The organism is Pseudoxanthomonas japonensis, from assembly GCF_010093445.1.
Lineage (GTDB): Bacteria > Pseudomonadota > Gammaproteobacteria > Xanthomonadales > Xanthomonadaceae > Pseudoxanthomonas_A > Pseudoxanthomonas_A japonensis.
The window spans coordinates 233,402-258,293 of the sequence record NZ_PDWW01000002.1 but is presented as its reverse complement, the minus strand read 5'-3'; the positions used below and the strand labels follow the sequence as shown (position 1 = coordinate 258,293).

General features: G+C 67.4%; 25 protein-coding genes and 1 tRNA gene. 18 read left to right on the top strand and 8 right to left on the bottom strand.

The features are described 5' to 3' along the window. The first annotated feature begins 12 nt into the window (after positions 1-12). The 3 genes from CSC78_RS03110 to CSC78_RS03100 are packed head-to-tail and all read left to right on the top strand — an operon-like array spanning position 13 to position 2,053. Positions 13-1,221: a PQQ-dependent sugar dehydrogenase gene (locus CSC78_RS03110; protein WP_238391143.1), complete on the top strand. Its 1,209-nt coding sequence runs from the start codon at positions 13-15 to the stop codon at positions 1,219-1,221. 8 nt (positions 1,222-1,229) lie between these two features. Next, positions 1,230-1,607, top strand: a complete 378-nt coding sequence (locus CSC78_RS18960; protein WP_238391142.1) for a hypothetical protein — start codon at positions 1,230-1,232, stop codon at positions 1,605-1,607. Then, the gene (locus CSC78_RS03100; RefSeq protein ID WP_162336430.1) at positions 1,604-2,053 is read left to right on the top strand and encodes a PaaI family thioesterase; all 450 of its coding nucleotides are present in this window, start codon (positions 1,604-1,606) and stop codon (positions 2,051-2,053) included. Before CSC78_RS18960 ends, CSC78_RS03100 begins: the two co-directional genes overlap by 4 nt. A 44-nt stretch (positions 2,054-2,097) precedes the next feature. On the opposite strand, the gene CSC78_RS03095 is transcribed toward CSC78_RS03100, so the two are convergent. Together CSC78_RS03095 and CSC78_RS03090 are read right to left on the bottom strand one after the other, a co-directional pair. Further along, positions 2,098-2,895 (bottom strand): amidohydrolase, encoded by a 798-nt coding sequence (locus tag CSC78_RS03095; protein WP_162336429.1) that lies wholly within the window; start codon positions 2,893-2,895, stop codon positions 2,098-2,100. 149 nt (positions 2,896-3,044) lie between these two features. Beyond that, complete coding sequence (locus CSC78_RS03090) at positions 3,045-4,196, bottom strand: pyridoxal phosphate-dependent aminotransferase (RefSeq protein WP_162336428.1); 1,152 nt, start codon at positions 4,194-4,196, stop codon at positions 3,045-3,047. 70 nt (positions 4,197-4,266) lie between these two features. Here CSC78_RS03090 and CSC78_RS03085 point away from each other — a divergent pair, with 70 nt between their 5' ends. From CSC78_RS03085 to CSC78_RS03020, 14 genes are all read left to right on the top strand, one after another. Then, positions 4,267-4,776 carry a DUF3293 domain-containing protein gene (locus CSC78_RS03085; protein ID WP_162336427.1) on the top strand — a complete coding sequence of 170 codons (510 nt, stop codon included), beginning with the start codon at positions 4,267-4,269 and terminating at the stop codon, positions 4,774-4,776. A 116-nt stretch (positions 4,777-4,892) separates the two neighbouring features. Further along, positions 4,893-5,543 (top strand): heme ABC exporter ATP-binding protein CcmA, encoded by a 651-nt coding sequence (gene ccmA / locus CSC78_RS03080; protein ID WP_162336426.1) that lies wholly within the window; start codon positions 4,893-4,895, stop codon positions 5,541-5,543. Between the two features lie 244 nt (positions 5,544-5,787). Then, positions 5,788-6,474 (top strand): heme exporter protein CcmB, encoded by a 687-nt coding sequence (gene ccmB / locus CSC78_RS03075; RefSeq protein ID WP_162336425.1) that lies wholly within the window; start codon positions 5,788-5,790, stop codon positions 6,472-6,474. Positions 6,475-6,487: 13 nt separating this feature from the next. Further along, complete coding sequence (locus CSC78_RS03070) at positions 6,488-7,246, top strand: heme ABC transporter permease (protein WP_162336424.1); 759 nt, start codon at positions 6,488-6,490, stop codon at positions 7,244-7,246. Continuing rightward, the gene (ccmD, locus tag CSC78_RS03065; protein WP_162336423.1) at positions 7,243-7,410 is read left to right on the top strand and encodes a heme exporter protein CcmD; all 168 of its coding nucleotides are present in this window, start codon (positions 7,243-7,245) and stop codon (positions 7,408-7,410) included. Before CSC78_RS03070 ends, ccmD begins: the two co-directional genes overlap by 4 nt. Positions 7,411-7,413: 3 nt before the next feature. Next, complete coding sequence (gene ccmE / locus CSC78_RS03060; RefSeq protein ID WP_162336422.1) at positions 7,414-7,875, top strand: cytochrome c maturation protein CcmE; 462 nt, start codon at positions 7,414-7,416, stop codon at positions 7,873-7,875. Positions 7,876-8,231: 356 nt separating this feature from the next. Next, the gene (locus CSC78_RS03055) at positions 8,232-10,172 is read left to right on the top strand and encodes a heme lyase CcmF/NrfE family subunit (RefSeq protein ID WP_162336421.1); all 1,941 of its coding nucleotides are present in this window, start codon (positions 8,232-8,234) and stop codon (positions 10,170-10,172) included. Next, entirely contained in the window at positions 10,169-10,765 is a 597-nt protein-coding gene (locus tag CSC78_RS03050) for a DsbE family thiol:disulfide interchange protein (RefSeq protein ID WP_162336420.1), read from the top strand. The genes CSC78_RS03055 and CSC78_RS03050 overlap by 4 nt, the downstream gene beginning before the upstream one ends. Continuing rightward, a complete protein-coding gene (locus CSC78_RS03045; protein ID WP_162336419.1) occupies positions 10,762-11,223 on the top strand; it encodes a cytochrome c-type biogenesis protein in 462 nt (153 codons plus the stop codon). The genes CSC78_RS03050 and CSC78_RS03045 overlap by 4 nt, the downstream gene beginning before the upstream one ends. After that, positions 11,223-12,239, top strand: a complete 1,017-nt coding sequence (locus CSC78_RS03040) for a tetratricopeptide repeat protein (protein ID WP_162336418.1) — start codon at positions 11,223-11,225, stop codon at positions 12,237-12,239. The genes CSC78_RS03045 and CSC78_RS03040 overlap by 1 nt, the downstream gene beginning before the upstream one ends. Positions 12,240-12,567: 328 nt before the next feature. Beyond that, a complete protein-coding gene (locus tag CSC78_RS03035) occupies positions 12,568-13,482 on the top strand; it encodes an endonuclease/exonuclease/phosphatase family protein (RefSeq protein ID WP_162336417.1) in 915 nt (304 codons plus the stop codon). Between the two features lie 27 nt (positions 13,483-13,509). Continuing rightward, a complete protein-coding gene (metX, locus tag CSC78_RS03030; protein ID WP_162336416.1) occupies positions 13,510-14,622 on the top strand; it encodes a homoserine O-acetyltransferase MetX in 1,113 nt (370 codons plus the stop codon). Positions 14,623-15,058: 436 nt separating this feature from the next. Beyond that, positions 15,059-15,646, top strand: coding sequence for a cysteine dioxygenase family protein (locus CSC78_RS03025; protein WP_162336415.1), 588 nt, complete (start codon positions 15,059-15,061; stop codon positions 15,644-15,646). A 60-nt stretch (positions 15,647-15,706) separates the two neighbouring features. Further along, positions 15,707-15,792: transfer RNA gene (locus CSC78_RS03020), tRNA-Leu, on the top strand. Between the two features lie 151 nt (positions 15,793-15,943). On the opposite strand, the gene CSC78_RS03015 is transcribed toward CSC78_RS03020, so the two are convergent. Then, entirely contained in the window at positions 15,944-16,474 is a 531-nt protein-coding gene (locus CSC78_RS03015) for a hypothetical protein (protein ID WP_162336414.1), read from the bottom strand. Between the two features lie 192 nt (positions 16,475-16,666). Between CSC78_RS03015 and CSC78_RS03010 the strand changes: the two genes are divergently transcribed. Further along, positions 16,667-17,524, top strand: coding sequence for an AbiJ-NTD4 domain-containing protein (locus CSC78_RS03010; RefSeq protein ID WP_162336413.1), 858 nt, complete (start codon positions 16,667-16,669; stop codon positions 17,522-17,524). Positions 17,525-17,653: 129 nt separating this feature from the next. Here the strand turns inward: CSC78_RS03010 and CSC78_RS03005 are convergent, their stop codons facing one another. The 5 genes from CSC78_RS03005 to CSC78_RS02985 form a co-directional block, all read right to left on the bottom strand. Beyond that, positions 17,654-17,995 (bottom strand): hypothetical protein, encoded by a 342-nt coding sequence (locus CSC78_RS03005; protein WP_162336412.1) that lies wholly within the window; start codon positions 17,993-17,995, stop codon positions 17,654-17,656. Between the two features lie 200 nt (positions 17,996-18,195). Further along, positions 18,196-18,699: a hypothetical protein gene (locus CSC78_RS03000; RefSeq protein WP_162336411.1), complete on the bottom strand. Its 504-nt coding sequence runs from the start codon at positions 18,697-18,699 to the stop codon at positions 18,196-18,198. A 688-nt stretch (positions 18,700-19,387) separates the two neighbouring features. Then, positions 19,388-20,668, bottom strand: a complete 1,281-nt coding sequence (locus CSC78_RS02995) for a glutamate carboxypeptidase (protein WP_202924107.1) — start codon at positions 20,666-20,668, stop codon at positions 19,388-19,390. A 42-nt stretch (positions 20,669-20,710) separates the two neighbouring features. Continuing rightward, positions 20,711-21,502 (bottom strand): hypothetical protein, encoded by a 792-nt coding sequence (locus CSC78_RS02990; RefSeq protein ID WP_162336410.1) that lies wholly within the window; start codon positions 21,500-21,502, stop codon positions 20,711-20,713. A gap of 321 nt (positions 21,503-21,823) precedes the next feature. Then, positions 21,824-24,847: a sensor histidine kinase gene (locus tag CSC78_RS02985; protein WP_162336409.1), complete on the bottom strand. Its 3,024-nt coding sequence runs from the start codon at positions 24,845-24,847 to the stop codon at positions 21,824-21,826. Between the last annotated feature and the right edge of the window lie 45 nt (positions 24,848-24,892).

The following is a 24,892-nucleotide window of genomic DNA, read 5'->3' as shown; positions in this document are numbered from 1 at the left end:
GGAGACACGACGTTGCGCAACGCCCACCACCGACTCGCCACCGCCCTCCTCCTCGCGCTGCCGTTGGCCGCCTGCGATTCCTCCGCCAGCGGCGATGCTGCGAAAGGCGCTGCGCCGGCCGCTGCGCAAGCCGCACCAGCCAGCCAGCCTTCGCAGACACTGGCCAGCGCCAAGGGCCAGATCCGCGTGACCCGCGTGGCGAGCGGGCTGGACCATCCGTGGAGCCTCGCGTTCCTGCCCGACGGCGCCATGCTGGTCACCGAGCGCAGCGGACAACTGCGCCGCGTCGGCGCCGATGGCGCGGTGTCCGCGCCCATCGCCGGCGTGCCCAAGGTGTGGGCCGCCGGCCAGGGCGGCCTGCTCGACGTCGTGCTGGCACCGGATTTCGCCAGCAGCCGTCGCATCTACCTGAGTTACGCCGAGCCCGGCGACAACGGCACGGCCGGCACGGCTGTCGCCTACGGCACGCTGTCCGGCGACACGCTGGCGGACGTCAAGGTCATCTACCGGCAGGAACCCAAGCTTGAAGGCCCCAACCACTTCGGTTCGCGCATCGTGTTCGACGATGCAGGCCATGTCTTCATCAGCCAGGGCGAGCGCAACCAGCGTCCGACCGCGCAGGACCTCGGCAAGCTGCAGGGCAAGCTGGTGCGCCTGAACCTGGACGGCAGCGTGCCGCAGGACAACCCGTTCGTTGGCCGCGCCGACGCGCGCCCCGAGATCTACAGCTACGGCCACCGCAACATGCAGGGCATGGCGCGCGATCCCCGCACCGGCAAGATCTGGCAGAGCGAGCACGGACCGCGCGGCGGCGACGAGATCAACCTGCCGGAAGCCGGCAAGAACTACGGCTGGCCGATCATCACCTACGGCATCAACTACTCGGGCCAACCGATCCCGGAAGCGGAAGGCAAGGCCAAGGACGGGATGGAACAGCCCTACCACCTGTGGGAGAAGTCGCCCGGCGTCTCCGGCATGGCCTTCCTCACCGGCAAGGCAGACAGCCCCTGGAACGACAGCCTGTTCCTCGGCGCGCTGGCCGAGCGCAACCTGATCCGCCTGACCCTGGACGGCGACAGGATCGTCGGCGAAGAACGCCTGCTCAACGAGATCGGCGAACGCGTACGCGATGTGCGCGTGGCGGCCGACGGCAGCGTCTATGTCCTCACCGACGAGGACGACGGCAAGGTCTGGCGCATCGAAGCGCCGCAGGCGCCGTGAGCACGGTGATGCGACGCCTCCTGCTCGTCTGTGCGCTGTGCTGCGCCTCGCTGGCGCATGCGCAGTCGCCTGCGGACTATGCGAGCGCCAAGCAGCGCGCGGATACGGACGAAGCCTCGTTGCCCGCCGCCCAAGCCAGCGCCATGCGCGATGCGCAGGGCGTAGCACTGGAAGCCGCCATCGCCGGTTGCGCCACGCCGACAGCGGACACCTCGCCGTTCGTGGTCGTGGCGGAACTGGATGCGACCGGCAAGGTGGTGCGCACCTGGCGCGAAGGCGGCACCCCGCTGGCGATCTGCGTGCAGAAGCAGATCGCCAGCAGCGCACTGTCCCCGCCACCGCGTGCGCCGTTCTTCACCTCGTTCGAACTGAGCTTCACCCAATGAGCGACGTCACAACCGACATCAACGCCCTGCTGCGTGCCCGGCTCCCGGCCGGCGCCCCACTGCAGATCCCACCGCCCTGCCTGCTCGACATGCAGGGGGAACCGGTGGAGTACGTGGAAGGCCAGTCGCTGGCGATGCGTTTCCCGGTACTGGGTCGCTACCAGAATCCGATCGGGTACATGCAGGGCGGTTTCATCGTGGCGGCGCTGGACAACACGCTGGGGCCGTTCTCGTACCTGATCGCACCGCCGAGCGTCACGACATCGCTCAATACGCAGTACCTGCGCCCGGTGACACCAGACCTGACGCACATCACCTGTCATGCGAAGTTGGTGGAGCGCACGCGCAATCAGCTGTTCCTCGCCGGCGAAGTACGTGACGACGCGGGACGCGTACTGGTGATGTGCCAGGCGGTGTGCCAGATCCTGCCGCCGAAAGCCGGCTGACGCCATTGAGCCCCTCTCCCACCGGGAGAGGGGCTCAAGACAAATCAGCGCAACTCGAACCGGTCCGCATCCAACATCGCCGGGAACCGCTCCCGATGCGCCGCCAGCGCCTCCGCCGAGATCACCGTGGTCACCACGCCCTCGCCCGCCGGCAACTCCACCACCGGCTGCCCGAGCATGTCGATGACCGCACTGTCACCGCTGTACTCGTGCCCATTGCCATCCGTGCCCGCACGATTCACCGCCGCCACGTAGCACAGATTCTCGATCGCCCGCGCCCGCAGCAGCGTCTTCCACGGATACGCCCGTGCCGCCGGCCAGTTCGCCACGAACAACTGCAGATCGAAATCCAGCTGATCCGGCCGTTCGACGTCGTAACGGTTGCGCGCGAACACCGGGAAGCGCAGGTCGTAGCAGACCAGCGGATTGATCCGCCAGCCCTTCCATTCCACCGTCAGCCGGTCGCGGCCGGCGGCGTAGCGTTTGTGTTCGTTGGCGTAGCGGAACAGATGGCGCTTGTCGTAGGTCTGCAGCTCGCCATCGGGTGTCGCGAACAGCAGGCGGTTGAACACGCCCTCGGCAGTGCGCAACTGGACGCTGCCAGTGACCGCGGCACCGAGTTTCGCCGCCTGCTCGCGGATCCACGCCACGGTGGCGCCCTCCATGCCTTCGGCCTGGTCGATCGCCTCGTTGCTGAAGCCGCTGGTGAAGGTCTCCGGCAGGATGACCAGATCGCTCTTCCCCGCGAGCGGTGCGATCAGGCCATCGTAGTAGTCGCGGTTGCCGGCCGGGTCGTGCCAGCGCGTCTCGCCCTGGACGAGGGAAATGCGGAGGTCCTGCATGGGTTCTGTCTCCAGACCGCCATCGGCATGACGACGATCGCAATGTTTTCCACGTCATCCCAGCGCAAGCTGGGATCCATTGGCTTTGCCGCTTTCCAGCGAACAGCGAAGCAGAAGCCCATGGGTCCCAGCCTTCGCTGGGACGACGATCAGAGTGCTTTCAACCGGGTGATCGCCGCATCCAGCGTCGCCTCGTTCTTCGCGAAGCACAACCTTGCCAGGCGTTGCCCGGCCGGCGGCGTCTCGTAGAACGGCGACAGCGGAATGGCCGTGACGCCATGCTCGATGGTCAGCCACTTCACGAACTCGGCATCCGGCAAATCGCTGACCGCCGAATAATCCACCAGTTGGAAGTAACCGCCCGGCACCGGCAGTGGCTTGAATTTCGTGCCCAGCAGCTGCTCGCGGAAACGGTCGCGCTTCTCCTGGTAGAACGCGCCCAGTTGCTCGTAGTGCTCCGGTTCCTGCCGGATCATCGCAGCGAAGGCGTGTTGCGCCGGGGCGAACGTGCAGAACACGTTGTACTGGTGCACCTTGCGGAACTCCGCGCTCAACGCCGGAGGCGCGATCGCATAGCCGATCTTCCAGCCGGTGCAGTGGTAGGTCTTGCCGAAACTGGACACGACGAACGCACGCGCGGCCAGTTCCGGATAGCGCAGGATGGACTCGTGGCGGCGGCCGTCGAAGACGATGTGCTCATACACCTCGTCCGAGATCAGGTAGATGCCGGTGCCTTCCAGCAACGCGGACAGCGCGCGGATGTCGGCTTCGTCGAACATCGCGCCGGACGGGTTGTGCGGGCTGTTGACGATCAGCAGGCGTGTTTTCGGCGTGATGGCCGCGCGCACGCGGTCCCAGTCCACCGCGAAGGTCTGCGGATCCAGCGGCACGTGTACGGCGCGTGCGCCGGCCAGGTCGATCGCAGGCTCGTAGCTGTCGTAGGCCGGATCCAGCACGATGACCTCTTCGCCCGGACGCACCACCGCATGGATGGCGTTGAACAGCGCCTCGGTCGCGCCGCTGGTCACGGTGATCTCGGTGTCCGGGTCCACCTGGCGGCCATAGCAGCGCAGCACCTTCTCGGCGATGGCCTGGCGCAGCGGCGCCACGCCCGTCATCGGCGCGTACTGGTTGTGGCCCGCGCGCATGGCGGCGTCCAGTTCGTCCACCAACCGCGACGGCACCGCGAAATCGGGGAAACCCTGCCCCAGGTTGACCGCGCCGTGCTCGGCGGCCAGCTGCGACATCACGGTGAAGATGGTCGTGCCCACCTTGGGCAGCTTCGTCTGGGGCTGGAACATCCCGGTTCAGGTACTCGATGAGGGGGAAGGCGGAGTGTACGCGCTCGCCATTACGCGCGATGATGCCGCCATGGCCGAACACAGCGTTCCCGCCGACCGCACCGGAACCGGGGATGTCCCCGAAGAGGAACGCGCGCGGCTGGCCACCGCCTGGGCCGCCGCGCACTACTTCGTCAGCGTGGGCCGGCAGGAGTGGCTGTTCCGCACCGGCATGACCGCCGAGGACGTCGAGCGGCAGGTCATCGCCAGCCGCTATCTGTTCATCACGGCGTGGAATCCGCCGCCGGGCGACACGCCGCGGCATCTCAACGACGAGGCCCAGGAGCGCCTGCACGCGCGCCTGCACACGCTGGGGCTGGCGTTCCACCCCGCGCTGGGCTGCAACAACCAAGGCGGCATGGTCGAACACGGCTGCCTGGTGCTGGATGCCACCCCGGAGCAGGCCGACGCGCTGGCCCGCGAATTCCGCCAGGGCGGCACGCTGTTCTGGTCCGCCGATACGCCGGTGCGGCTGCGGATGATGTGGCCGCGCCCGCCGCAGGCCGACGGCGATCCGTATACCGACTGGGTGGGCCAGTAACCACGTATTACCCGCCGCGACCGTATGTCGCAGGCGGCCGGGCCGGCACCTCCGTTTAGAATGGGCGGCTGAACCGCCAGGACCCCCCAGCCTCCCGCCCGGGAACGCCCGATCCGATGACCGACGCCGCTCCCCGCCACCCGCCGTTGCTGGCCGCCCGCGCCCTGGCGTTCTCGCGCAACGACGAGCCGGTGTTCGGGCCGCTGGATTTCGCCGTGGATGCGGGCGAAGCGCTGCTGGTGCAGGGCGGCAACGGCGTCGGCAAGACCACCCTGCTGCGCGTGCTGGCCGGCCTGCTGCGTGCCGATGCCGGGCAGATCGACATCGACGGCCAGCCCGCCGGGCCGTCGCGCCGGGCGCATGCGATGGCCTACCTGGGCCATCTGCCGGCGCTGAAGGCGGACCTGAACACGCTCGAGAACCTCAACTTCCTCTGCGGCCTGCATGGCCGCCGCGCGCGCCAGATGCCGGGCAATGCGCTGGCGATGGTCGGCCTGGCCGGCTATGAGGACGCCCTCGCCCGCCAGCTGTCCGCCGGGCAGAAGAAGCGCCTGTCGCTGGCGCGCCTGTGGCTGTCGCCCTCACCGTTGTGGCTGCTCGACGAGCCCTACGCCAACCTCGACCTGGACGGCATCACCCTGGTGAACCGGATGATCTCCGCGCACCTGCGCGACGGCGGCGCCGCCCTGGTCACCACGCACGGCGCCTATGCCGCACCGCCGGTGCAGACGCGGATGCTGGTGCTGGAACGGGGACGCACGGCATGAGTCCGGCGGCGGTGTTCCCGACTCCCCTGCATACCGCCCCCTCCCCTGTTCACGGGGGAGGGTTGGGGTGGGGGCAAACCGGCGCACGTCGATGCGCCGGCCCGGTCCCGTGTCGAATGTCGCGTCTGCAGGGAAGGCGCGTGCGGAATTCCCATGTCCACATCGCGGCACACGACTCCGCTTCGCCCCCATCCCGGCCTTCCCCCGCACGCGGGGGAAGGGGCTGTTCCATGGGACTTCACGCATGACCACCGCACCCTCGCTCATGCAGACCGCGCGCGCGCTGATCACCCGCGACGTGCAGCTGCTGTGGCGTCGTCGTGGCGATGCGCTGCAGCCGGCGTTGTTCGCGCTGCTGGTGGTCGTGCTGTTCGCGCTCGGCCTGGGCACCGCGCCGCTGGTGCTGTCGAAGGTCGCGCCTGCGGTGGTGTGGGTGGCGGTGCTGCTGGCCGGCCTGCTGTCGCTGGACACGCTGTTCCGTGGCGATGCCGAAGACGGTTCGCTCGAACAGTGGATCCTCGCACCGGTGCCGCTGGCCTGGCTGGTGCTTGTGCGCGTGCTGACGCACTGGGCCACCACCGCACTGCCGCTGGTGCTCGCCGCACCGCTGCTCGGCGAGATGCTGCACCTGCCGCGCAGCGAATTGCCGATGCTGCTCGCCACGCTCGCGCTCGGCACGCCGCTGCTGAGCCTGCTCGGTGCGGTGGTCGCCGCGCTGACGGTCGGCATGAGGCGCTCTGGTATCCTTGTGGCCCTGCTGGCGTTGCCGCTGTACGTGCCCGTGCTGGTGTTCGGCGCGGGTGCCGTCGCCGCCAGCGCACAAGGGCTGGATGCCTCCGGCGCCCTCCTCTGGCTGGCCGCCGGCCTGTTGCTCTCGCTGCTGCTGGCGCCGCTGGCCGCCGCCGCGGCGATCCGCATCGCCCTGACCTGAAGACCGCCGCCGCATGAATCCTCTCGTCCGCTGGTTCCACCAACTCGGTTCGCCTCCGTACTTCGACCGTTTCGCGGCGCGCTGGACACCGTGGTGCTACCTGGCGGCGGTCGTGCTGCTCGGACTTGGCCTGTGGCAGGCGTTGTTCGTGGTGCCGGCCGACTACCAGCAGGGCGACAGCTTCCGCATCCTCTACATCCACGTGCCCAGCGCGTGGATGAGCATGTTCGTGTTCGGCCTGATGGCGTTCTACGCGGCCATCGCGCTGGTCTGGCGCATCAAGCTGTGCGAGATCCTGGCGATGGCCTGCGCGCCGACCGGCGCCGCGTTCACCGTCATTACGCTGGCCACCGGCAGCATCTGGGGCAAGCCGATGTGGGGCACGTGGTGGGACTGGGATCCGCGCCTGACCACCGAACTGATCCTGCTGTTCCTCTACCTGGGCGTGATGGGCCTGTACGGCGCCATCGACGACCGCCGCAATGCCGCGCGCGCGGCCGGCCTGCTGGCCATCGTCGGCGTGGCGATCCTGCCGGTGATCCGCTACTCGGTGGTGTGGTGGAACTCGCTGCACCAGGGCCAGACGATCCGCGTGTTCGGCGAGTCCAGCATGGACGACAGCATGATCCTGCCGCTGGTGCTGATGGTGGTCGCGACGAAGTTCTGGTTCGCCGGCTCACTGCTGGCGCGCGCGCGCGCGGACAACCTGCGCCGCGAAGCCGGCAAGGACTGGGTGGCGAAACTCGCCGCCACGAAGGAGGCCGCGCCGTGAGCTACCTCGAATACGTCATCGGCGCCTACGCCGTGTTCGCCATCGTGCTGGGCTGGGACTTCCTGGCCCCGCGCCTGCAGGTGCGCCGCGAACTGCGCGCCGTCCGCCAACGCGTGGCGCGCGATGCGCGCCGCAGCGCCGCCCCCGCCGACCTGGAACGCTGACCGATGAATCCCGTGCGCCGTCGCCGCCTGCTGTTCGTGCTGCTCGCCGTCGTGGTGGCCGGCATCGCCACCACGCTGATCGCGATGGCGCTGCAGCGCAACGTGGCCTACCTGTACACGCCCGCCGAAGTGCTGCGTGGCGAAGCCGGCGAATCCCGCTTCCGCCTCGGCGGCATGGTCGAGAAGAACTCGTTCAAGCGCGAACCCGGCTCGCTGGTCTCGCACTTCGGCGTCACCGACGGCGATGCGCAGCTGACGGTGCGCTACGACAAGATCCTGCCCGACCTGTTCCGCGAGGGACAGGCCGTGGTCGCCACCGGCTCCATGCAGGACGGCGTGTTCGTCGCCACCGACGTGCTGGCGAAACACGACGAGGCCTACATGCCGAAGGAAGTCGCCGACAAGATGGGCAAGGCGCACCAGAAGCACGATGTGCAGGCCGCGCCGGCGGGGTCGGCGAATTGATAGTGCAGCTCGCCCGTTCCCTTCTCCCCGCCTGCGGGGAGAAGGTGGCCGGAGGCCGGATGAGGGGCGCCTTTGCCGTTGCTCTCCGTGCGCCCCGCGAACTATCGCGCGCGTTGCTGCTTCCCGGATTGCGGACGCCGCCCCCTCTCCGCTCGCCCCTCACCCGCCTTCGGCACCCTCTCCCCGCTGCGCAGGGAGAGGGAATGCGCACGTGGCCTCTCCTTGCGAGATCAAGCCAACGCACCACTTCTACTGCTCTTGCTGGAAGCTCCCTTCTCCCCGCCTGCGGGGAGAAGGTGGCCGGAGGCCGGATGAGGGGCGCTTTTGCGTCCGTTCGCACCGCAACTGGATGACTGATGCTCCCTGAACTCGGACAAATCGCGCTGATCCTGGCGCTGCTGGTCGCCATCCTGCAGTCGGTGCTGCCGCTGGCCGGCGCGCAGCGCAACAAGGCCAGTTGGATGAACGTGGCACGCCCGGCCGCCTATGCGCAGCTGTGGCTGGTGATGCTGGCCTTCATCGCATTGACGGTGGCATTCGTGCAGCAGGACTTCTCGGTGAAGTACGTCGCCGACAACTCCAACTCGCTGCTGCCGATGGTCTACCGCTACACCGCCGTGTGGGGTTCGCACGAAGGCTCGCTGCTGCTGTGGGCGCTGGTGCTGGCGCTGTGGACCGCCGCGGTCGCGCTGTTCTCGCGCCGCCTGCCCGAGGTGGTGATGGCGCGCGTGCTCGGCGTGATGGGCGTGCTGGCCATCGGCTTCCTCGCCTTCCTGATCTTCACCTCCAATCCGTTCGTCCGCCTGCTGCCCTCGCCCGGCGAAGGCCGCGACCTCAACCCGCTGCTGCAGGACCCGGGGATGATCATCCATCCGCCGCTGCTGTACGTGGGCTACGTGGGTTTCGTGGTGCCGTTCGCGTTCGCCATCGCCGCGCTGCTCGACGGCCATGTCGATGCACGCTGGCTGCGCTGGACACGGCCGTGGACGAACGTGGCCTGGGGCTTCCTGACGCTGGGCATCGCGCTGGGCAGCTGGTGGGCGTACTACGAGCTGGGCTGGGGCGGCTGGTGGTTCTGGGATCCGGTCGAGAACGCGAGCTTCATGCCGTGGCTGGTCGGCGCGGCACTGATCCACTCGCAGGCGGTCACCGAGAAGCGCGGCGCGTTCCGTGGCTGGACGCTGCTGCTGGCCATCGCCGCGTTCTCGCTGTCGCTGCTGGGCACGTTCCTGGTGCGCTCGGGCGTGATCACCAGCGTGCACGCCTTCGCCGCCGATCCCACCCGCGGCGTGTTCATCCTGATCTTCCTTGGCGTGGTGATCGGCAGCTCGCTGCTGCTGTATGCGCTGCGCGCGCCGCAACTGGCCGACGGCGAATCGGAGAAGTCGTACTTCGCCGCCAGTTCGCGCGAGACGCTGCTGCTGGCCAACAACCTGCTGCTGACCGCGGCCTGCGCGATGGTGCTGCTGGGCACGCTGTATCCGCTGATCGCCGACGCGCTGGACCTCGGCAAGATCTCGGTCGGCCCGCCCTACTTCAGCCTGCTCTTCATCGTGCTGATGGCACCGCTGGTGGCGCTGGTGCCGTTCGGGCCGATCACCAAGTGGCAGCGCGACAACCTGTCGAAACCCTTCGCGATGCTGCTGCCGTGGGCCGGGCTGGCGCTGGTGCTGGCCGTCATCGCCTACTTCATGGCGCCGCAGGGCAAGCTGAAGGTCGCCGCCGGCATCCTCGGCGCGGCCTGGGTCGGCCTGGGCACGTTGCGCTTCCTCTGGCAGCGCCTGCGCGCCAATGGCCGCTTCACCCCGGAGATGCTCGGCATGACGCTGGCGCATACCGGCATTGCGGTGTTCCTGGTCGGCGCACTGCTGGTCGAAGGCCTCAACGTGCAGCGCGAACTGGCGGTGAAGCCGGGCCAGACCGTCGAGGTCGGCCGCTGGGGTTTCCACTTCCAGGGCGTCGATGAAACGCAGGGGCCCAACTACCTGTCCGACCGTGGCCACGTGCAGGTGCTGCGCGATGGCAAGCCGGTGATCCTGCTGCACCCGGAGAAGCGCGCCTACGCCAGTGGTGGCCAGGTGATGACCGAAGCCGGCATCAAGCCGGGGCTGCTGGGCGACGTGTTCGTCGCCATCGGCGAGCCCCTCGGCGACGGGGCCTGGGCGCTGCGCGTGCACCTCAAACCCTTCATCCGCTGGATCTGGCTCGGCGCCGCGCTGATGGCGCTGGGCGGCTTCGTCACCGCCCTCGACCGCCGGTTCCGCAACCACAAGAATGCCGAGGCGCGCCCCGCATGAACAACGCTTCCGAACTCCCGCCGTCGCCGCCACGCTCGCGTGGCGCGCTGACGTTCGCGCTGGTCATCATCGGCCTGTTCTTCGTCGGCCTGATGGGCCTGCTGTACTACGGCGTGTCGCAGTCCGACCGTGCCGGTCGCGACGCGCTTCCGTCGCCGCTGATCGGCAAGCCCGCACCCGCGTTCGACCTGCCGCTGCTGCACGATCCGGCCAAGCGCGTCACCAACGCCGACCTCGCCGGCCAGCCCTACGTGATGAATGTGTGGGGCAGCTGGTGCCCGGAATGCCGCGTCGAGCATCCGATCCTCACCAAGTTCGCGCTGACCAAGCGCGTGCGCTTCATCGGCTACAACCTCAAGGACGAACGCGAGGACGCGCTGCGCTGGCTGGAGCAGTTCGGCAATCCCTACATGATGGTGGTCGCCGACCTGGAAGGCCGCACCGCGATCGACTGGGGCATCTACGGTGCGCCGGAAACCTTCCTGGTCGACGGCAACGGCATCATCCGCTGGAAGCACGTCGGCGCGATCGACCAGGCCATCATCGACCACCAGCTGATCCCGGCGCTGGAAAAGATCGAAGCCGGTCGATGAGCAGGATGTCCGTCACCTCCGTGCGTAGGTGGGTGCTCGCCCTGTGCCTGGCCGTCTGCAGTGTCACTGCCTTCGCCCAGGCCAGCGATCCCACCCCGCTGCAGTTCCACGATGCGGCCGAGGAAACGCGCTTCCACAGGCTCACCGCCGAGCTGCGCTGCGTGATGTGCCAGAACCAGTCGCTGGCCGATTCCAATGCGCAGATCGCGCATGACCTGCGCCGCGAGGTGCTGGACCTGATGCGCCAGGGCAGGAACGACGCGCAGGTGAAGCAGTTCCTCGTCGACCGCTATGGCGAGTTCGTGCTGTACAAGCCCGAGGTCGCGCCGGGCACCTACATCCTGTGGTTCGGCCCGCTGTTCCTGCTGCTGGCCGGCGGCGTGTGGGTCGGCCTGATCGTGGCGAAGCGCTCGAAGCGACCCGCGCCCGCCACCGACGACACCGACCAGGAGTGGTGATGACCGCTTTCGTGATCCTCGCCATCGTGCTGTCCCTGGCCGTGCTGCTGGCGGTGTTGTGGCCCCTGTGGCGCGATGCGCGCGGCCTGGTGCTGGCCGGCGTGGCGACGCTGGGCATCGCCACGTTCGCGCTGTACCGCGCGGTCGGCACGCCGGCCGCGCTGGAGCCGCAGGCGGCCACGCCGATGCCGGCCACGCTGGACGACGCCGTCGCGCAGCTGGAAGCCGAACTGAAGAAGCAGCCGAACGAACCCGAAGGCTGGCGCCTGCTCGGCAAGTCGTACGCCGCGCTGCAGCGCTACGGCGATGCGCAGAAAGCGTTCGAGCGCGCGGTGCAGCTGCTCCCCACCGACGCCGACCTGCTGGTCGAAGCCGCGCAGGCACGGCTGTTCAACAACGCCGACCGCAAGCTCGATGCGCAGGCGGTCGCGCTGCTCGACAAGGCCATCGCCATCAATCCCGACCACCAGCGTGCGCTGTGGTTCGTCGGCCTGGCGCAGCGCCAGGAGGGCAAGCACGCGGAAGCCGCCAAGACCTGGGAGCCGCTGCTGGCCAAGGTCGATCCCAACACCGCCGCCACCCTGCGCACGCAGATCAACGAAGCCCGCGCCGAGGCCGGCCTGCCGCCGCTGGCGGATACAGCGCCTGCACCAGCCGCCGACGCCGCGCCCGCGTTGCTCACGGTGACCGTGGACCTGGCGCCGGCGCTGAAGGACAAGTTGGCACCGGGCGATACGCTGTTCGTGTTCGCCCGCCAGGTGGGCGGCCCGCCGATGCCGGTCGCCGCCAAGCGCCTGCCGGTGTCCGCCTTCCCGGTGACCGTCCCGCTCGGCGATGGCGACAGCCCCATGCCCACGCTGAAGCTGTCGCAGCTGCCGCAGGTGCAACTGGTCGCTCGCATCGCCAAGGGCAACGGCCCCGCCGCGCAGTCCGGCGACCTGGAAGCCACCGCCGTCACCGCCGACGTCAAGGCCGGCAACACCTACACGCTGACGATCGATCGCGTGGTGCCGTAACACGACCCCTCTCCCCCGCGCAGGGGGAGAGGGTGCCCCCGCAACGCGGGGGTGGGTGAGGGGGCGAGCGACGACCTGTCCCCTCTCGACATCTCATTCGTATGCAGCGGCCGCATCGCCACTGAGACAAGCACGGACAACTCAAGCGCGCCCCCCCTCTCCCAACCCTCTCCCCCGCAAGCGGAGGAGAGGGCTCGGATCGCGCACTTGGATACAGCCCATCGCGGCAGCGTCTCCTGATGGGCGCTGACATGGCACCGCTCCGCCGCCTTGCCTACACTCCGGCGACGATCCACTTCTCGCCCACCGCATGAGCCGCGCCCGCATCATGTCCCGGCTCATACCGTGGATCGCCGTCCCTGCCCTGCTTGGCCTGCTGCTGCCGCTGCAACGCGCCTGGTGGCCGGGCCAGGGATCGATCGGCTGGGCACTGGACCTGTTCGCGCACTGGCAGCCGCTCTACGTCGTGGCCTGGCTGGTCGCCTGCCTGCTTGGCACGCTGCACGACAGGCGCTGGCTGCTGGGCCTGCCGCTGCTGGCCCTGCCCTGGATCACCGCCAGCCCGGTGGCGCCGCACACGGACGAAAAACCGGATCTCGTGGTCGCCGTCGCCAACGTCAACATCCGCCAGCGCGATCCCGCCGCGCTGCTCGACTGGCTGCAGCGGAAGCCCGCCAACCTCGTGGTGCTGACCGAGCTGTCGCCGGACTACGCCGCTGCGCTGGCCACGAGGAAGTACGGCGGCTTCGCCCACCAGGCGCTGCATCCGCTCGTCTCGCCGCCCGGGCTGGGCGTGCTGTCCGACCGACCGCTGCACAACGTGCGCGTGCTGGCTGACGGCCTGGGCGCCTTGCGGCTGGAAGCCGACCTCGACATCGACGGCCGCACCGTCCGTCTGGTGGCGGCGCATCCCAAGCCACCGATGGCCACGCGCAAGTACCACGCACGTGATCGCCTGTTGCGCGAGCTCGCGACCGCGGCCACGGCACACCCGGTCATCGTCGCCGGCGATCTCAACGCCACGCCTTGGTCCAGCGCGCTGCTCGGCCACGACATGCGTCCGTTGCGCCGCGCCAGCGGCTGGGCGCCCACCTACCCGAGCGAGGCGCGTGGCCTCTTCGGCATCGGCATCGACCATGTGCTGGTCTCGCCGGGCTTCGCGCGCACGGGTGCGGAGCGCGGACCCGATATCGGCTCGGACCACCTGCCGGTGCGTGCCGGGTTGCGCTGGCGGGGCGAATAGCACCGTCCGGGTCGCTACACTTGGCGGATGACCGAATTCATCCCCCCCGGCACCCGCTTCCATCTCCTGCCCTCGCCGTTCCGCATGAAGCGCGGCGGGGCGCTGCACGGGGCACGGATGGCGTACGAGACCTGGGGCACGTTGAACGAACGCCGCGACAATGCGGTGCTGATCGTCACCGGGCTGTCGCCGGATGCGCATGCGGCACGCAATCCGGGCAACGACGCCGAGGGCTGGTGGGAGGCGATGCTCGGGCCGGGCAAGCCGATCGACACCGACCGCTGGTTCGTGGTCTGCGTGAACTCGCTGGGCAGCTGCAAGGGCTCGACCGGGCCGGCGTCGGTCAATCCGGACACCGGCGCGCTGTACCGCCTCGACTTCCCCGAGCTGTCGGTGGAAGACGGCGCCAATGCGGCGTTCGACGTGGTGCGCGGGCTGGGCATCGAGCAGTTGGCCTGCATCATCGGCAACTCGATGGGCGGGATGACGGCGCTGGCCTACCTGCTGCTGCACCCGGGCGCGGCGCGCACGCACATCAACATCTCGGGCAGTGCGCAGGCGCTGCCGTTCTCCATCGCCATCCGCTCGCTGCAGCGCGAGGCGATCCGGCTGGATCCGCAGTGGAATCACGGCGGTTACGACGAGGAGACGTATCCCGAATCCGGCATGCGCATGGCGCGCAAGCTGGGCGTGATCACCTACCGCTCGGCGCTGGAGTGGGATGGCCGTTTCGGTCGCGTACGGCTGGAGTCGGACCGACCCGACGAGGAGCCGTTCGGGCTGGAGTTCCAGGTGGAGAGCTATCTGGAAGGCCACGCACGCCGCTTCGTGCGCCGCTTCGATCCCAACTGCTATCTGTATCTCAGCCGGTCGATGGACTGGTTCGATCTGGCCGAGTACGCGGACGGCGACGTGGAGAAGGGTCTGGCGAAGATCCGCGTGCAGCGGGCGCTGGCCATCGGCGCCACCACCGACATCCTGTTCCCGCTGCAACAGCAGCAGCAGATCGCGGAAGGGCTGGCGGCCGGCGGGGCGCAGGCGGAGTTCCTGCCGCTGGAGTCGCCGCAGGGGCACGACGCCTTCCTGGTGGATTTCGGGCGGTTCGGCCCGGCGGTACGGGATTTCCTGGCGGGGATATGAGCCCCGTTGTTCCCTTCTCCCTCCGGGAGAAGGTGGCGCGCAGCGCCGGATGAGGGTGTGCGGGCCGCCGAACCCAGGCCACTCCGCCGACCCTCACCCCAACCCCTCTCCCGGCGGGAGAGGGGCTTCAAGCGCGACGCCAACGTAGCGTGCGCCATGCGCACGACCCATGAACCCACCACCGCGCGTCGTGCGCACAGCGCACGCTACTTTCCCTTCTCCCTCCGGGAGAAGGTGGCGCGCAGCGCCGGATGAGGGTGTGCGAGCCGCCGAACCCACGCCACTCCGCCAACCCTCACCCCAACCCCTCTCTCCCAGGGGACCTCCTTCGGTCGCCGGCGGGAGAGGGGCTCAGCCAGCCGCCTTCCCGCACCGCAGAACCCCCTCCCCGCCCCAGCCGGCTAAAATGGCCGCACATTCTCAAGCGGGCCATCCCATGACCCTCGATTTCCCAGGCGCCGACAAGCTGGTCGCGTCGCTGGATGCCGCCGTCGCCCTGGGCGACGACCGTGCCGTCACCGATGCGCTGCGCAAGTCGCTGTGCGAACTGATCTGCGACGAGGAGGTCAGCCTGCCGGCCTGTGTGCTGGAGCCGATCTCGGACCACTACGCGCGCCGCGAGCTGTATACCAGTCCGGAACATGGCTACAGCGTCATCGCGATGACGTGGGGCCCGGGCCAGGGCACGAAGATCCACGATCATTCGGGCATGTGGTGCGTGGAAGGCGTGTGGCGCGGGCGGCTGGAAATCACGCAGTACGAGCTGGCCGAGCACGACGACGTGCGTTACCGCTTCATCCCGGCGGGGACGATCGAGGCCGGCACGGGCTCGGCGGGCAGCCTGATTCCGCCGCACGAGTACCACACCATCCGCAATCCGAGCGACAAGGCCATCGCGGTCAGCCTGCATGTGTACCAGCGGACGATGGTCCGCTGCGGGATCTTCACGCCGGAGGAAGCGGCCGGCGCCGAGGGCTGGCAGCGCCGTGGCGAGCGGTTGCTGGGGACGGACCAGGTCAACTGAGGCGCTGCGGACCCCGCCCCTGTCGGCCGGGGGCCGGCCTCGGCTATACTCCGCGTCCGCGCCGAAGTGGCGGAATGGTAGACGCAGCGGACTCAAAATCCGCCGCCCTTAAAAGCGTGTGGGTTCGAGTCCCACCTTCGGCACCACGATCAAACCCCGGACTTCCGGGGTTTTTTCGTTTGTGGGCCTGGCACCTTCGCAGCCATTGGTAGGATGGGTTGAGCCGCAGGCGATACCCATCAATCGCAGCGTGCCGGCATGACGATGGGTATCGCTACGCTCAACCCATCCTACGTGCTAAGAGTCATCACCCTCGACACTAGATGAGCGCGTGCGTTCATAGCGCCACGCTCCTGGCGCGTTGGTGTCAAGGCTTCCACGCTGCATCTGACCAAGTAGATTGTCTTGGCTAACCTTGGAGATTGCTTTTGCGAATTTCGGGTTGACCAACTCGCCATAGGCATCAATCAGCCTATCCAAGCGCCTCGCCCTGTCATTGGCCGTCTTGAATGACGAGCTAAAGAGAACGGTTAGAATTTCTTCGAGATGTTCAACCGTGTCGAATGTGCGAAGTTTCTCCGACAGTTGCGACGAAACCTCCCTGCACTTCACCAAGATCTCTTCCGGCGGATGCCGCTGTTGCATCTCTGACGACACAACCCAAAAGTAGAGGTTGTTTAACTCTAGGAGCATCGTGTAGACCGCAAGCCTTGCGGTAGCTTTCTCCTTCCTATACTCATGGGCGCGCTGAAGCAATATCGCAACTAGTGCACTGACTAGTGCTATCAGGATGCCACCAAATAACCCAATCCACGCGTCGTCCGTCATACCCCACCGTACCGTCAGAGTTCAGTTGATTCTGCGCCGGTTGGCAGCGCGTCGCGACACGACTAAAGCTCGACTGGCGCCAGGATGACGCCAGGTGGCACTGCGTAAGCCCCAATCAGGCGCTGACATCAAGCTTTGCGATGGCGCTTGCCAAGCTTACTATGAGCGCCAAGTCCCCATGGTCGACTAAGTATGAAGTTCTCAGAACGACAAGGACTTGTCAAAGTGCGATCAGTCCTTCAGAGCGAGGGAATTACAGATGCCATCAGGAACGGCCTATGGGATGGAATCCATCTGCACCTTCTGAGCAATGACGTCCAGGAGTGGCGCTTAGTCGAAGACGTTAAGTATGGAGATATCCTCAGGCGCCTATGGCACCTCTACTTCAAGAAGCCAATCGACTTAATGCCTGATAGCTATCGGAGCGCGATGGCTGAGGTGCGACAGTATTTTTTTAAATGCGTATGGTTTGAGGTCTTCGACTTCGTGGAGTTCATCACGGAAGATCTTCAGCAGTTTGATGAAAGGATCGGAACCTCATTCCGCACGTTTGTTAACAATGTGCTCGAGAGAGAACTCTCAGCATACCGACTTGTGGATAGCCAGTTCACGCCAATCACCTCGGAAGAGGAGATCGCAAGCATCGAGAACGCTCTTAATAACACTTCAGCCATGGTCGGACCGCACGCACACCTTAAATCTGCCCTGGCGCTTCTCGCCAACAGAGACAAGCCTGACTACAGAAATTCTGTGAAGGAATCCATATCCGCGGTGGAGTCGATTGCCAAGCTGTTGACTGGCCAGCCGAAAGCCACGCTGGGTGAAGCGTTGCAAAAACTAGAAGCAGGCGGCTTGATTCATCCTGCTCTAAAGAAGAGCCTTAGCGCACTCTATGGCTACACGTCAGACGCCGACGGCATTAGGCATGCCATGCTCGACGAACCAAAGCTTGGACTGACAGATGCCAAATTCATGTTGGTTTCCTGCACTGGCTTTATCAATTACCTAGTGGCGAAGGCTGCTGAGGGCGGAATAGCAATCAAGACCTAGTGCCAAAAACAGGCAAAACAGGGGTCAGAGTGCAATTTCTCTCGGACGACCGGTTACTGAAGCCCGCAATGCCACAGCACCGTTCATGCCGGGCCACTCCTTCTGCCAACCGCGGCTTAGGGCTCACCCTCAACCACCAGCGTCACCTTCAGCCCCACCCGCAGAAACAGGCTCATAGCCGTCGCCCCTGCCACTCAACCACCGCAGGTCCGTCTTGCCCTCGCTACGAAGGTGCGACTGCGCTGCCTGGAACAGCGAGCGCTTCAGGTCGGCATCCACCAGCGTGCGCGAACGTCCGTGTTCCTCGATGCTGAGGAAGTGCGCTTCATGCGGCTCATCGACGTAGCTGCGCGCTGCGACGCTGGTGGAGCCGTCAGTGAACAAGTAGATGTCGTACTCGTAGTAGTAGTCGTACCCCTCGGACTCATCCTGCTCACTGGCATCGACATGGCGGGTGCGCTCGACCTTCATGGGGATGACTCCCGGAAAATGGGCCAGCGTACATTTTCCAGACCGGAGGCTGGGTGAGCGCGGCCGACAAGCCGGCCTGTAGCTGCATCCAGCGGCCCGCCCGGCAACTGCTGATGGCGGCGACAGGCGGAAACACCCGGCACCGCCAAAGAAAATGGGGCCTCGCGGCCCCATTCGCCAACACTCACATGCCAGGACGACTACTCCCTATCTGCCGCCCTGCCCGCCTCCGGCAGCAAATCCTCGTCGGGCTCGCTCTTCGACCGCTTGTTCTTGAACCGCACCGCCAGCTGCTTGCGCAGCCCGTCCAGTCCCGAGCCCTTGCCGGCCAGTGATAGCAGGCGATACCCCTCCACGGAGTTCGACATCATGTCGCTGCCCAGGGCCATCTCCGTATCCAGCATCCGCTGGTACAGGCGCATCACCTGCACCGTGCGCAACCGCAGCGCATCCAGCGCCGCGACGTCCCGCTGCAGCGCCGCCAGGTCGAAGTTCGCCGGCAGGATCTGCGGATTGGCCGTCAGCACATCGACCGCCAACCGGCAGAACGCCTCCGACTTGTCACCCATCTTGTGCAACCTGCGCCGCTTCACCGGATCCAGTGCCACCAGTCCCGCGAACCGCGTGTCCAGTGTCGTCAACGCTCCGTCGATATCCGTCAATGCCTCATCGTCGAAGATGATGTCCACGATGTTTTGACTCATACCCTCTCCTTGGTTCCTTGTCAGTGGGATGCCTGCCCTCTGGCAGACGCCTCCACTGTAGGACGCAGCACACGGAAAAACCTCTAACATTTCATCCGCACACCGCACGCATCGCATCACACCGACCGGCGTTCCATATGGCGCATCATCGCGCGACAGCAGCGCGGTCATGGACCGACATACCAGCCGGCATCATCGTCGATACCAGTTGGTATCGCTCGCCATGTCACCGGATGAGGTGCTCCATACCGCAGATGATGACGCGTCATACGCACGGGCATCGCGCGCCATGGGCACGCAGGTGATCGCTGATACGCAGGGGCATAAGCATTGATACCGACCGGTATCGGCCGACACGTCGACGGATATCCCGCGCCACCATGCGCAGGGTGGTGCGTCATGTGGCGCGTCTTGTCGCGCGACCTGTGGTGGTATCGAACGCCATGCCACCGTCCATCGCACGCCGCGATGATCGCGCTACCCCATCGGCATGCAGAGGCCAGAGTACGATTTCCGACCTCACAGCGATGGGCAACCATGCCCCTGACGTATGCAGCGATCCGTCGTCAGGCGCGTTCCCGGACGCACACCCCATGACGTCAGAGACAAGGAGGTCCCGCCGCAACGGGCGACCTCTTGCGGGGCGCTCGGCGAAACCGAGACGTACGCAGCCCCAGTGACCGCGCGATCACCGGGCAGGCGGCGAGGCGCGCTTGCCCAGCTCGATCAGCATCCGCGATGCCAGGTACAGGCGCGGCGGAATGGAGTCGATCTCGATGTACTCGTTGCGCGCGTGGTAGCCCCACCCCGCCAGTCCCAGCCCCTCCAGCACCGCGGCCTTGCCGGAGCGTCCGGCGAAGCCCGCATCGGTGCCGCCGTTGGTGGTCGGATGCATCAGCAGTTGCCGGCCATCGAGTTCGGCATAGATGCTGCGCGCCAGGTCGGCCAGCGCACGACCGCGTTCGCCGGCCACATAGATGGGACGCAACGGTTCCAGCGTCACCGTGGTGGTGGTATCCGGGACCAGCTGGCTTTCCTTCACCTTGGCCTGCAGGGCGGCCAGCAGGTTGTCGTTGCTGTCGGCCTGCATCACGCGCGCGTCGCCGCCGGCTTCGGCGCGCTCGGGAATCTGGTTGCGTGCGGTGCCCGCGCTCGCCGTGGTCCAGTTGAGTTGCGCACCGGGCACGCCGGTGGCCACGTCCCTGGTCTGCACCAGCTGGTGCGCCAGTTCCAGCAGGGCATTGCGGCCCTGCTCCGGCGCCGCACCCGCGTGTGCGGACAAACCCTGTACCGTCATCCGCACCTGCGACGTGCCGGCCGCGCTCAACAGCACGCCTTCGTGTTCGATGACCGCCTTGGCCGGCGATGGCTCGAACGACAGCACCACGTCCTGTTGCTCGGCCAGCGTGGCGATGGTTTCGCCGGACCCGGGCGAGCCGATTTCCTCGTCCGGATTGAACAGCACGGTGACCGTGGCGTAGTCGTTCCAGCCGCGCGCCTTCAACAGCGCAAGCGCGTGCAGGATCACCGCGATCCCGCCCTTGTCGTCGGCGATGCCCGGGCCGTACAGCAGATTGCCCTTCCGGTGGTACGGCTCCCTGGCCAGGATGCCGCGGTCGTACACGGTATCGGCGTGGGCGATCAGCATCACCCTGAGCGTGCCCTTCCCGGTGAAGACACCACGCACCATGTCGGGTCCACCGCTCGCCGACGCCACGCGGTCGACCTTGGCATCGAGCGCCCGCAGGCGCTTGTCCAGATAGGTCATCAACGTGGCGACGCCCTCGTGGTCGGTCGAACCGGATTCCACCGTCACCAGGTCGCGCAGCGTGTCGATGACCGCGGCCTGCTCCTTCGTGGCGGCGGTGCGCAATGCCGCATCGGCCGTCGCTGCCCGTGCGGGCGCGCTGGCGGCGCCGAGGCCCAGCATCAACGTGGCGGTGCACAGCGCGGTACGTGCGATACCCATGACGTCACTCCTGTGGCCGCGGGCGCGGCGCGATGATGGCGGTCAGAACCGGTACTCCATGCCAAGGCCGGGGCCTTGCATCGTGGTATCGAAGCGGAAGCCGCCGGAGGTCTCGAAATCGGTCGTCAGCCGCCGGTAGCCGGCGATCAGCGAGAACCGCTCGTTGATGTCGTAGCCGGCCAGCAGCATGACGTCGGTGGACAGGTCCGACTCGCCGGCGCCGGCCAGCACCCAGCCGCCGACGAACATGCCGTTAGCGAAGCCGTGCCGCCCTTTCACGCCAACCTGCGCATCCACCCAGCGGTGCGATTGCTCGCCGGCATACTGCTGCGGGACCGGCGGCGGCGTCGGCACGGGCACGGCGTAGGCCATGCGCACCCGCGCCGACCACACGCGTACGCCAGCCACCAGATCCAGATGCGTGCGCTCGCGCTCGACCAGGCCATAGCGCCATGCCACCAGTCCGCTGGTGGTGCGCGTCTTCAACCGCACCGGCAGTGCGGTACCGGCGACCGGGGCGTACACGGTGGTGGAGAGCTTGGCGAACTGCCCGTCCAGCAGCAGGCCGTGCCGGCCCTTGCGCGCCTCGAACGCACCCATCGCGCCGGCATCGAGTTCCTCCAGCGAGTCGCTGAAACTCTTGGAGGTGTGCAACGTCACCGGCAGTCGTTCATGCGCGAACGTACCGTCGGTCGACGAACCCCAGACATAGGGCGTCAGCCGGAAGCGCCATGCGTCCGCACTCTCCTCCGCGGCCGCTCCCGATTGACCCCAGGCGCAGGATGAGGCGATGGACAACCCGAGGAACGCAAGGACACGGGGAAACGCCGTCATGCGGGTGCTCCTTCAGCGGTGCTGTACGAGGGGCGGAGCCGCGGGCAGCAGCGCTGCCGGCGCGTGTGTCCGGCCGATCCTAGGGCCGCAGGCGCCGGAGCACAACCGGGCAAGCCCAAGCCCACCACGGACCCGGGCCCGACGGCTCGGCACGCGCCATCACGCGATGGCGGCGGGCACGGAGCAACGCAGTCCGGTCGCGCGGCCTGTCCTCCTGCAAGGCCGGCGGTTACAGCCGCGGCACGGAAACGACGTGGTCGCGTGCACGGCAGACGCGGCGAACACGCGCCGGGATGCGGCAGGCGCAGGAAAGACGACGCTTCATGGCAGCGCTTCCCGTGACGCTCCCCGATGCGCAGGCCCTTCATGCCCCTTGCGCGATCTCGATCTTGAAGGCACCAGCAGCTCGACATGGGTCCCGCTTCCCGGGCGGCTGTAGATCCGCAGCTCCGCACCGATGTCGATGGCCCGTTCGCGCATGCCGCGCAGCCCCCAATGGCCGTCGCGACCGCCGGACCGCAGAACGTCTTCGCTGAAGCCCCGTCCGTCATCGCTGAAACGGAACCGGATGTTTCCGTTCGTCACGGACACCTCGACGTCGATCCTGTCGGCCTCCGAGTGCCGGAAGGCGTTGCCGAGCGCTTCGCGCCCGATCCAGTAGATCTCGTCCCGGATGACGGCGTCCAACGGCGGCAGCGTGTCCTTCGAGACCACGCTGAAATCGACGGCATCCTCGTGATTCAGTTCGCGACCGATGCTGGCGAAGGCCTGCGGCAGGTCGTCAGGCACGGAGGCCTCCGCCTGCCGCAGGGACTGCACGCGCTCGCGCCCCTCGACGAGGGCCTGCTCGCCGCGGTCCATGACCTGCTCCAGCGATGCACGAATGGGGTCTTCCCTGCCCAGCAGGTTGGCGACGGCCTGGAATCGCAGGAGCAGACCGTGAAAACTCTGCAGCAGGGTGTCGTGCAGGTCCCTGGCGATGCGCTCCCTTTCGCGGTGCCGTTCTTCGAACCGCATGCGCATGCGCCGGGACATGCGCCTCAGCCGAAGCTTGTGGACGAAGTACACGAGGGCCGCGGCAGCGGTCGCGCAAAGAGCGAAGAACCACCAGGTCTGCGTGAAGCGCGGTGCGATGGAGAAGGCCATCGTGGCTTCTCCGGTACTCCAGACGCCGCTCTCGTTGGCGGCCTGGACTCGGAACCGGTACTTTCCGGGCCCGAGATTGGTGTAGTACGCGACCCGGCGATGTCCCGCGTCCTGCCACTCCGCATCCAGCCCATCCAGCCGGTAGCGGAAGCGCACCCGCTCGGGGTAGGCCAGGCTGCTCGCCGCATAGCGGATGCGGATGTCGCGGGTGCCGGCCTGGAGTGCCTTCCCGTCGACCCGCCCGTAGTCGACCTCGCCGATGGCAAGCCCCCGGATGCCGACCGTCGGCGCGACGGGATTGTGGAATGGCTTTGCCGGATCGATCATCGCCAGGCCCTGGTTGGTCGAGAACCAGAGCCGCCCCGCGCCATCGTTGACGATCGTCGACATCAACGTCGATTGCTGCGCGATGCCGGGCATGCCGTCGGCGGTGTCGTAGAGACGACCGTCCAGACGTCCGCCCCCGAGGCCCTTCCCGAGTTCCCCGGCCGACACGTGGAAGATGCCGTTGACGCCATTCATCCAGAGGTCGCCGCCCGGCCTGCGCAGGAGCCCCGTGATGCCGCTCAGGCGATTCCGCTCCGTGGTACGCAGGGGCCGGACCTGTCCGTCGCGAAGCAGGGCGACACCGCTCTCGCCACCGGCCAGCACGCCCTCCTCCACGTTTTCCAGGGCGGACACCGTGCCGATGTCGAGCCCCTCCTTCGCCCCGAAGACCCGGGCGGCGCCGTCGTGCCAATGGACGATTCGACTGCCGTTGTAGCCTATCCACAGCGATCCGTCGGGGCCGCGGAGAAGCGATGTGGCGCCGTGGGGAGGAATGGCGCCCGTCCCGATGCCCGTCCAGGTCTTCCCGTCGTAGTGGAACAGTCCCTGGCCTTCGCGCATGACGAAAAAGCCGCCGGCGCCGTCGCCTGCCACCGCACCGAGATTGCCCGTGCCCGGCATGGCCAGTGCGTGCAGGCCCTTGGCCGCGTATTCGTACGCGTCGTTCCATGCGAAGACGTAAGTCGTGGGACCGGCGGCATGTATCGCGTAGATCCCCCTGCCGACCGAGCTGGCGAGCAACGTCAGATCGCGGTCGGTAACGCCGTAGAGCTGCCGTCCGCTTGAAACCAGCAGCCCATGGGTCGGCGAGAACGCCATCCCGTAGACACCGCTCTGGCTCAGCCGTTCGTCCTGCAACACCTGCACGCTGCTCGGCCGGAAGCGGTGCAGCCCCATGTTGGTGCCCACCCAGATGTTGCCCTCGCGGTCGGCCAGCACCGGCACCGCCCGATCCGAGGCCAGGCCGTTTCGACGCTGGATGGTCTCCGCAATGTCCTGCTCGCTGAGTGCGTATCCCGCGGGCAGCCGGTCCAGGCCTGCGATGCGGGCAAGGCCGCCGCGGCGGCGGTCGGTTCCCCACAACGCGCCGTTCCTGTCCAGGCGCATGCTGGCGAAATGGCCGACGCCGAACGCCTTGGGCTGCGAGGGCATGGAGCGCGTGCCGTACGTCCCGTCGGAGATCCAGAGCGTTCCGTCGGGCGCTTCCAGGAGCGACGTGTAGGCGCCGGTCGCGACCCCGGTCTGCTCGAACCTGGCTGCGCCCGGGGGCAGCTTCAGCAGCGTGTCGCCTGCGGCGACCCACACGGTTCCTTTCGCGTCCACCAGGACGTCATCCGCGTACCGGTAGGGAAAGCCCATGCCGGCGCCGGCGCGCTGCCAGCGGTCGCCGTCGAAGCGGTAGAGCCCCGTGAAGGACGGCACCCAGATATGGCCCGCCCTGTCCTCGGCGATCCGCATCACCAGTCCCGCCGGCACCACGGGCGAAGGCGGATAGTGCTTCAACCTGCCCGCCTCCAGCACGCTGATGCCGCCGGGATAGAACCCGATCCACAGCCGGCCGCGCGAGTCGGCCAACAGGGCCGTGATGTTGCTGGACGCGAAGCCGTTGCCCTGTGGCGCGTTGTAGCGCTCGAAATGGATGCCGTCGAAGCGGTACAGGCCGATGCCCGTGCCCAGCCACAGCGTGCCGCCGGGATCCTGCGCCAGGGCCCATATGTCCGGCGGCGCGCCGTCCTGCTGACTCCAGGTGCTGCGGTGGTACGCGGCCAGTCCGGATGACGCCGCCGCTGCCGGTTCCGTGTGGACCAGCAGCACGCATGTCAGGCACGACAGCGTGGCCCATCGTCGCGCAGTGGCAATCACGCTGGACACATGACCCTCCGGTACCGGACAGGATTGTATCCATGCAGCGAACGG

What these genes read in the sequence shown, in the direction of transcription:
- CSC78_RS18960 (WP_238391142.1), top strand. Translation starts at nt 1,230, where the DNA reads ATGCGACGCCTCCTGCTCGTCTGTGCGCTGTGCTGCGCCTCGCTGGCG.
- CSC78_RS03100 (WP_162336430.1), top strand. Translation starts at nt 1,604, where the DNA reads ATGAGCGACGTCACAACCGACATCAACGCCCTGCTGCGTGCCCGGCTC.
- CSC78_RS03095 (WP_162336429.1), bottom strand. Translation starts at nt 2,895, where the DNA reads ATGCAGGACCTCCGCATTTCCCTCGTCCAGGGCGAGACGCGCTGGCAC.
- CSC78_RS03090 (WP_162336428.1), bottom strand. Translation starts at nt 4,196, where the DNA reads ATGTTCCAGCCCCAGACGAAGCTGCCCAAGGTGGGCACGACCATCTTC.
- CSC78_RS03085 (WP_162336427.1), top strand. Translation starts at nt 4,267, where the DNA reads ATGGCCGAACACAGCGTTCCCGCCGACCGCACCGGAACCGGGGATGTC.
- ccmA (WP_162336426.1), top strand. Translation starts at nt 4,893, where the DNA reads ATGACCGACGCCGCTCCCCGCCACCCGCCGTTGCTGGCCGCCCGCGCC.
- ccmB (WP_162336425.1), top strand. Translation starts at nt 5,788, where the DNA reads ATGACCACCGCACCCTCGCTCATGCAGACCGCGCGCGCGCTGATCACC.
- CSC78_RS03070 (WP_162336424.1), top strand. Translation starts at nt 6,488, where the DNA reads ATGAATCCTCTCGTCCGCTGGTTCCACCAACTCGGTTCGCCTCCGTAC.
- ccmE (WP_162336422.1), top strand. Translation starts at nt 7,414, where the DNA reads ATGAATCCCGTGCGCCGTCGCCGCCTGCTGTTCGTGCTGCTCGCCGTC.
- CSC78_RS03055 (WP_162336421.1), top strand. Translation starts at nt 8,232, where the DNA reads ATGCTCCCTGAACTCGGACAAATCGCGCTGATCCTGGCGCTGCTGGTC.
- CSC78_RS03050 (WP_162336420.1), top strand. Translation starts at nt 10,169, where the DNA reads ATGAACAACGCTTCCGAACTCCCGCCGTCGCCGCCACGCTCGCGTGGC.
- CSC78_RS03045 (WP_162336419.1), top strand. Translation starts at nt 10,762, where the DNA reads ATGAGCAGGATGTCCGTCACCTCCGTGCGTAGGTGGGTGCTCGCCCTG.
- CSC78_RS03040 (WP_162336418.1), top strand. Translation starts at nt 11,223, where the DNA reads ATGACCGCTTTCGTGATCCTCGCCATCGTGCTGTCCCTGGCCGTGCTG.
- CSC78_RS03035 (WP_162336417.1), top strand. Translation starts at nt 12,568, where the DNA reads ATGTCCCGGCTCATACCGTGGATCGCCGTCCCTGCCCTGCTTGGCCTG.
- metX (WP_162336416.1), top strand. Translation starts at nt 13,510, where the DNA reads ATGACCGAATTCATCCCCCCCGGCACCCGCTTCCATCTCCTGCCCTCG.
- CSC78_RS03025 (WP_162336415.1), top strand. Translation starts at nt 15,059, where the DNA reads ATGACCCTCGATTTCCCAGGCGCCGACAAGCTGGTCGCGTCGCTGGAT.
- CSC78_RS03015 (WP_162336414.1), bottom strand. Translation starts at nt 16,474, where the DNA reads ATGACGGACGACGCGTGGATTGGGTTATTTGGTGGCATCCTGATAGCA.
- CSC78_RS03010 (WP_162336413.1), top strand. Translation starts at nt 16,667, where the DNA reads ATGAAGTTCTCAGAACGACAAGGACTTGTCAAAGTGCGATCAGTCCTT.
- CSC78_RS03005 (WP_162336412.1), bottom strand. Translation starts at nt 17,995, where the DNA reads ATGAAGGTCGAGCGCACCCGCCATGTCGATGCCAGTGAGCAGGATGAG.
- CSC78_RS03000 (WP_162336411.1), bottom strand. Translation starts at nt 18,699, where the DNA reads ATGAGTCAAAACATCGTGGACATCATCTTCGACGATGAGGCATTGACG.
- CSC78_RS02995 (WP_202924107.1), bottom strand. Translation starts at nt 20,668, where the DNA reads ATGGGTATCGCACGTACCGCGCTGTGCACCGCCACGTTGATGCTGGGC.
- CSC78_RS02990 (WP_162336410.1), bottom strand. Translation starts at nt 21,502, where the DNA reads ATGACGGCGTTTCCCCGTGTCCTTGCGTTCCTCGGGTTGTCCATCGCC.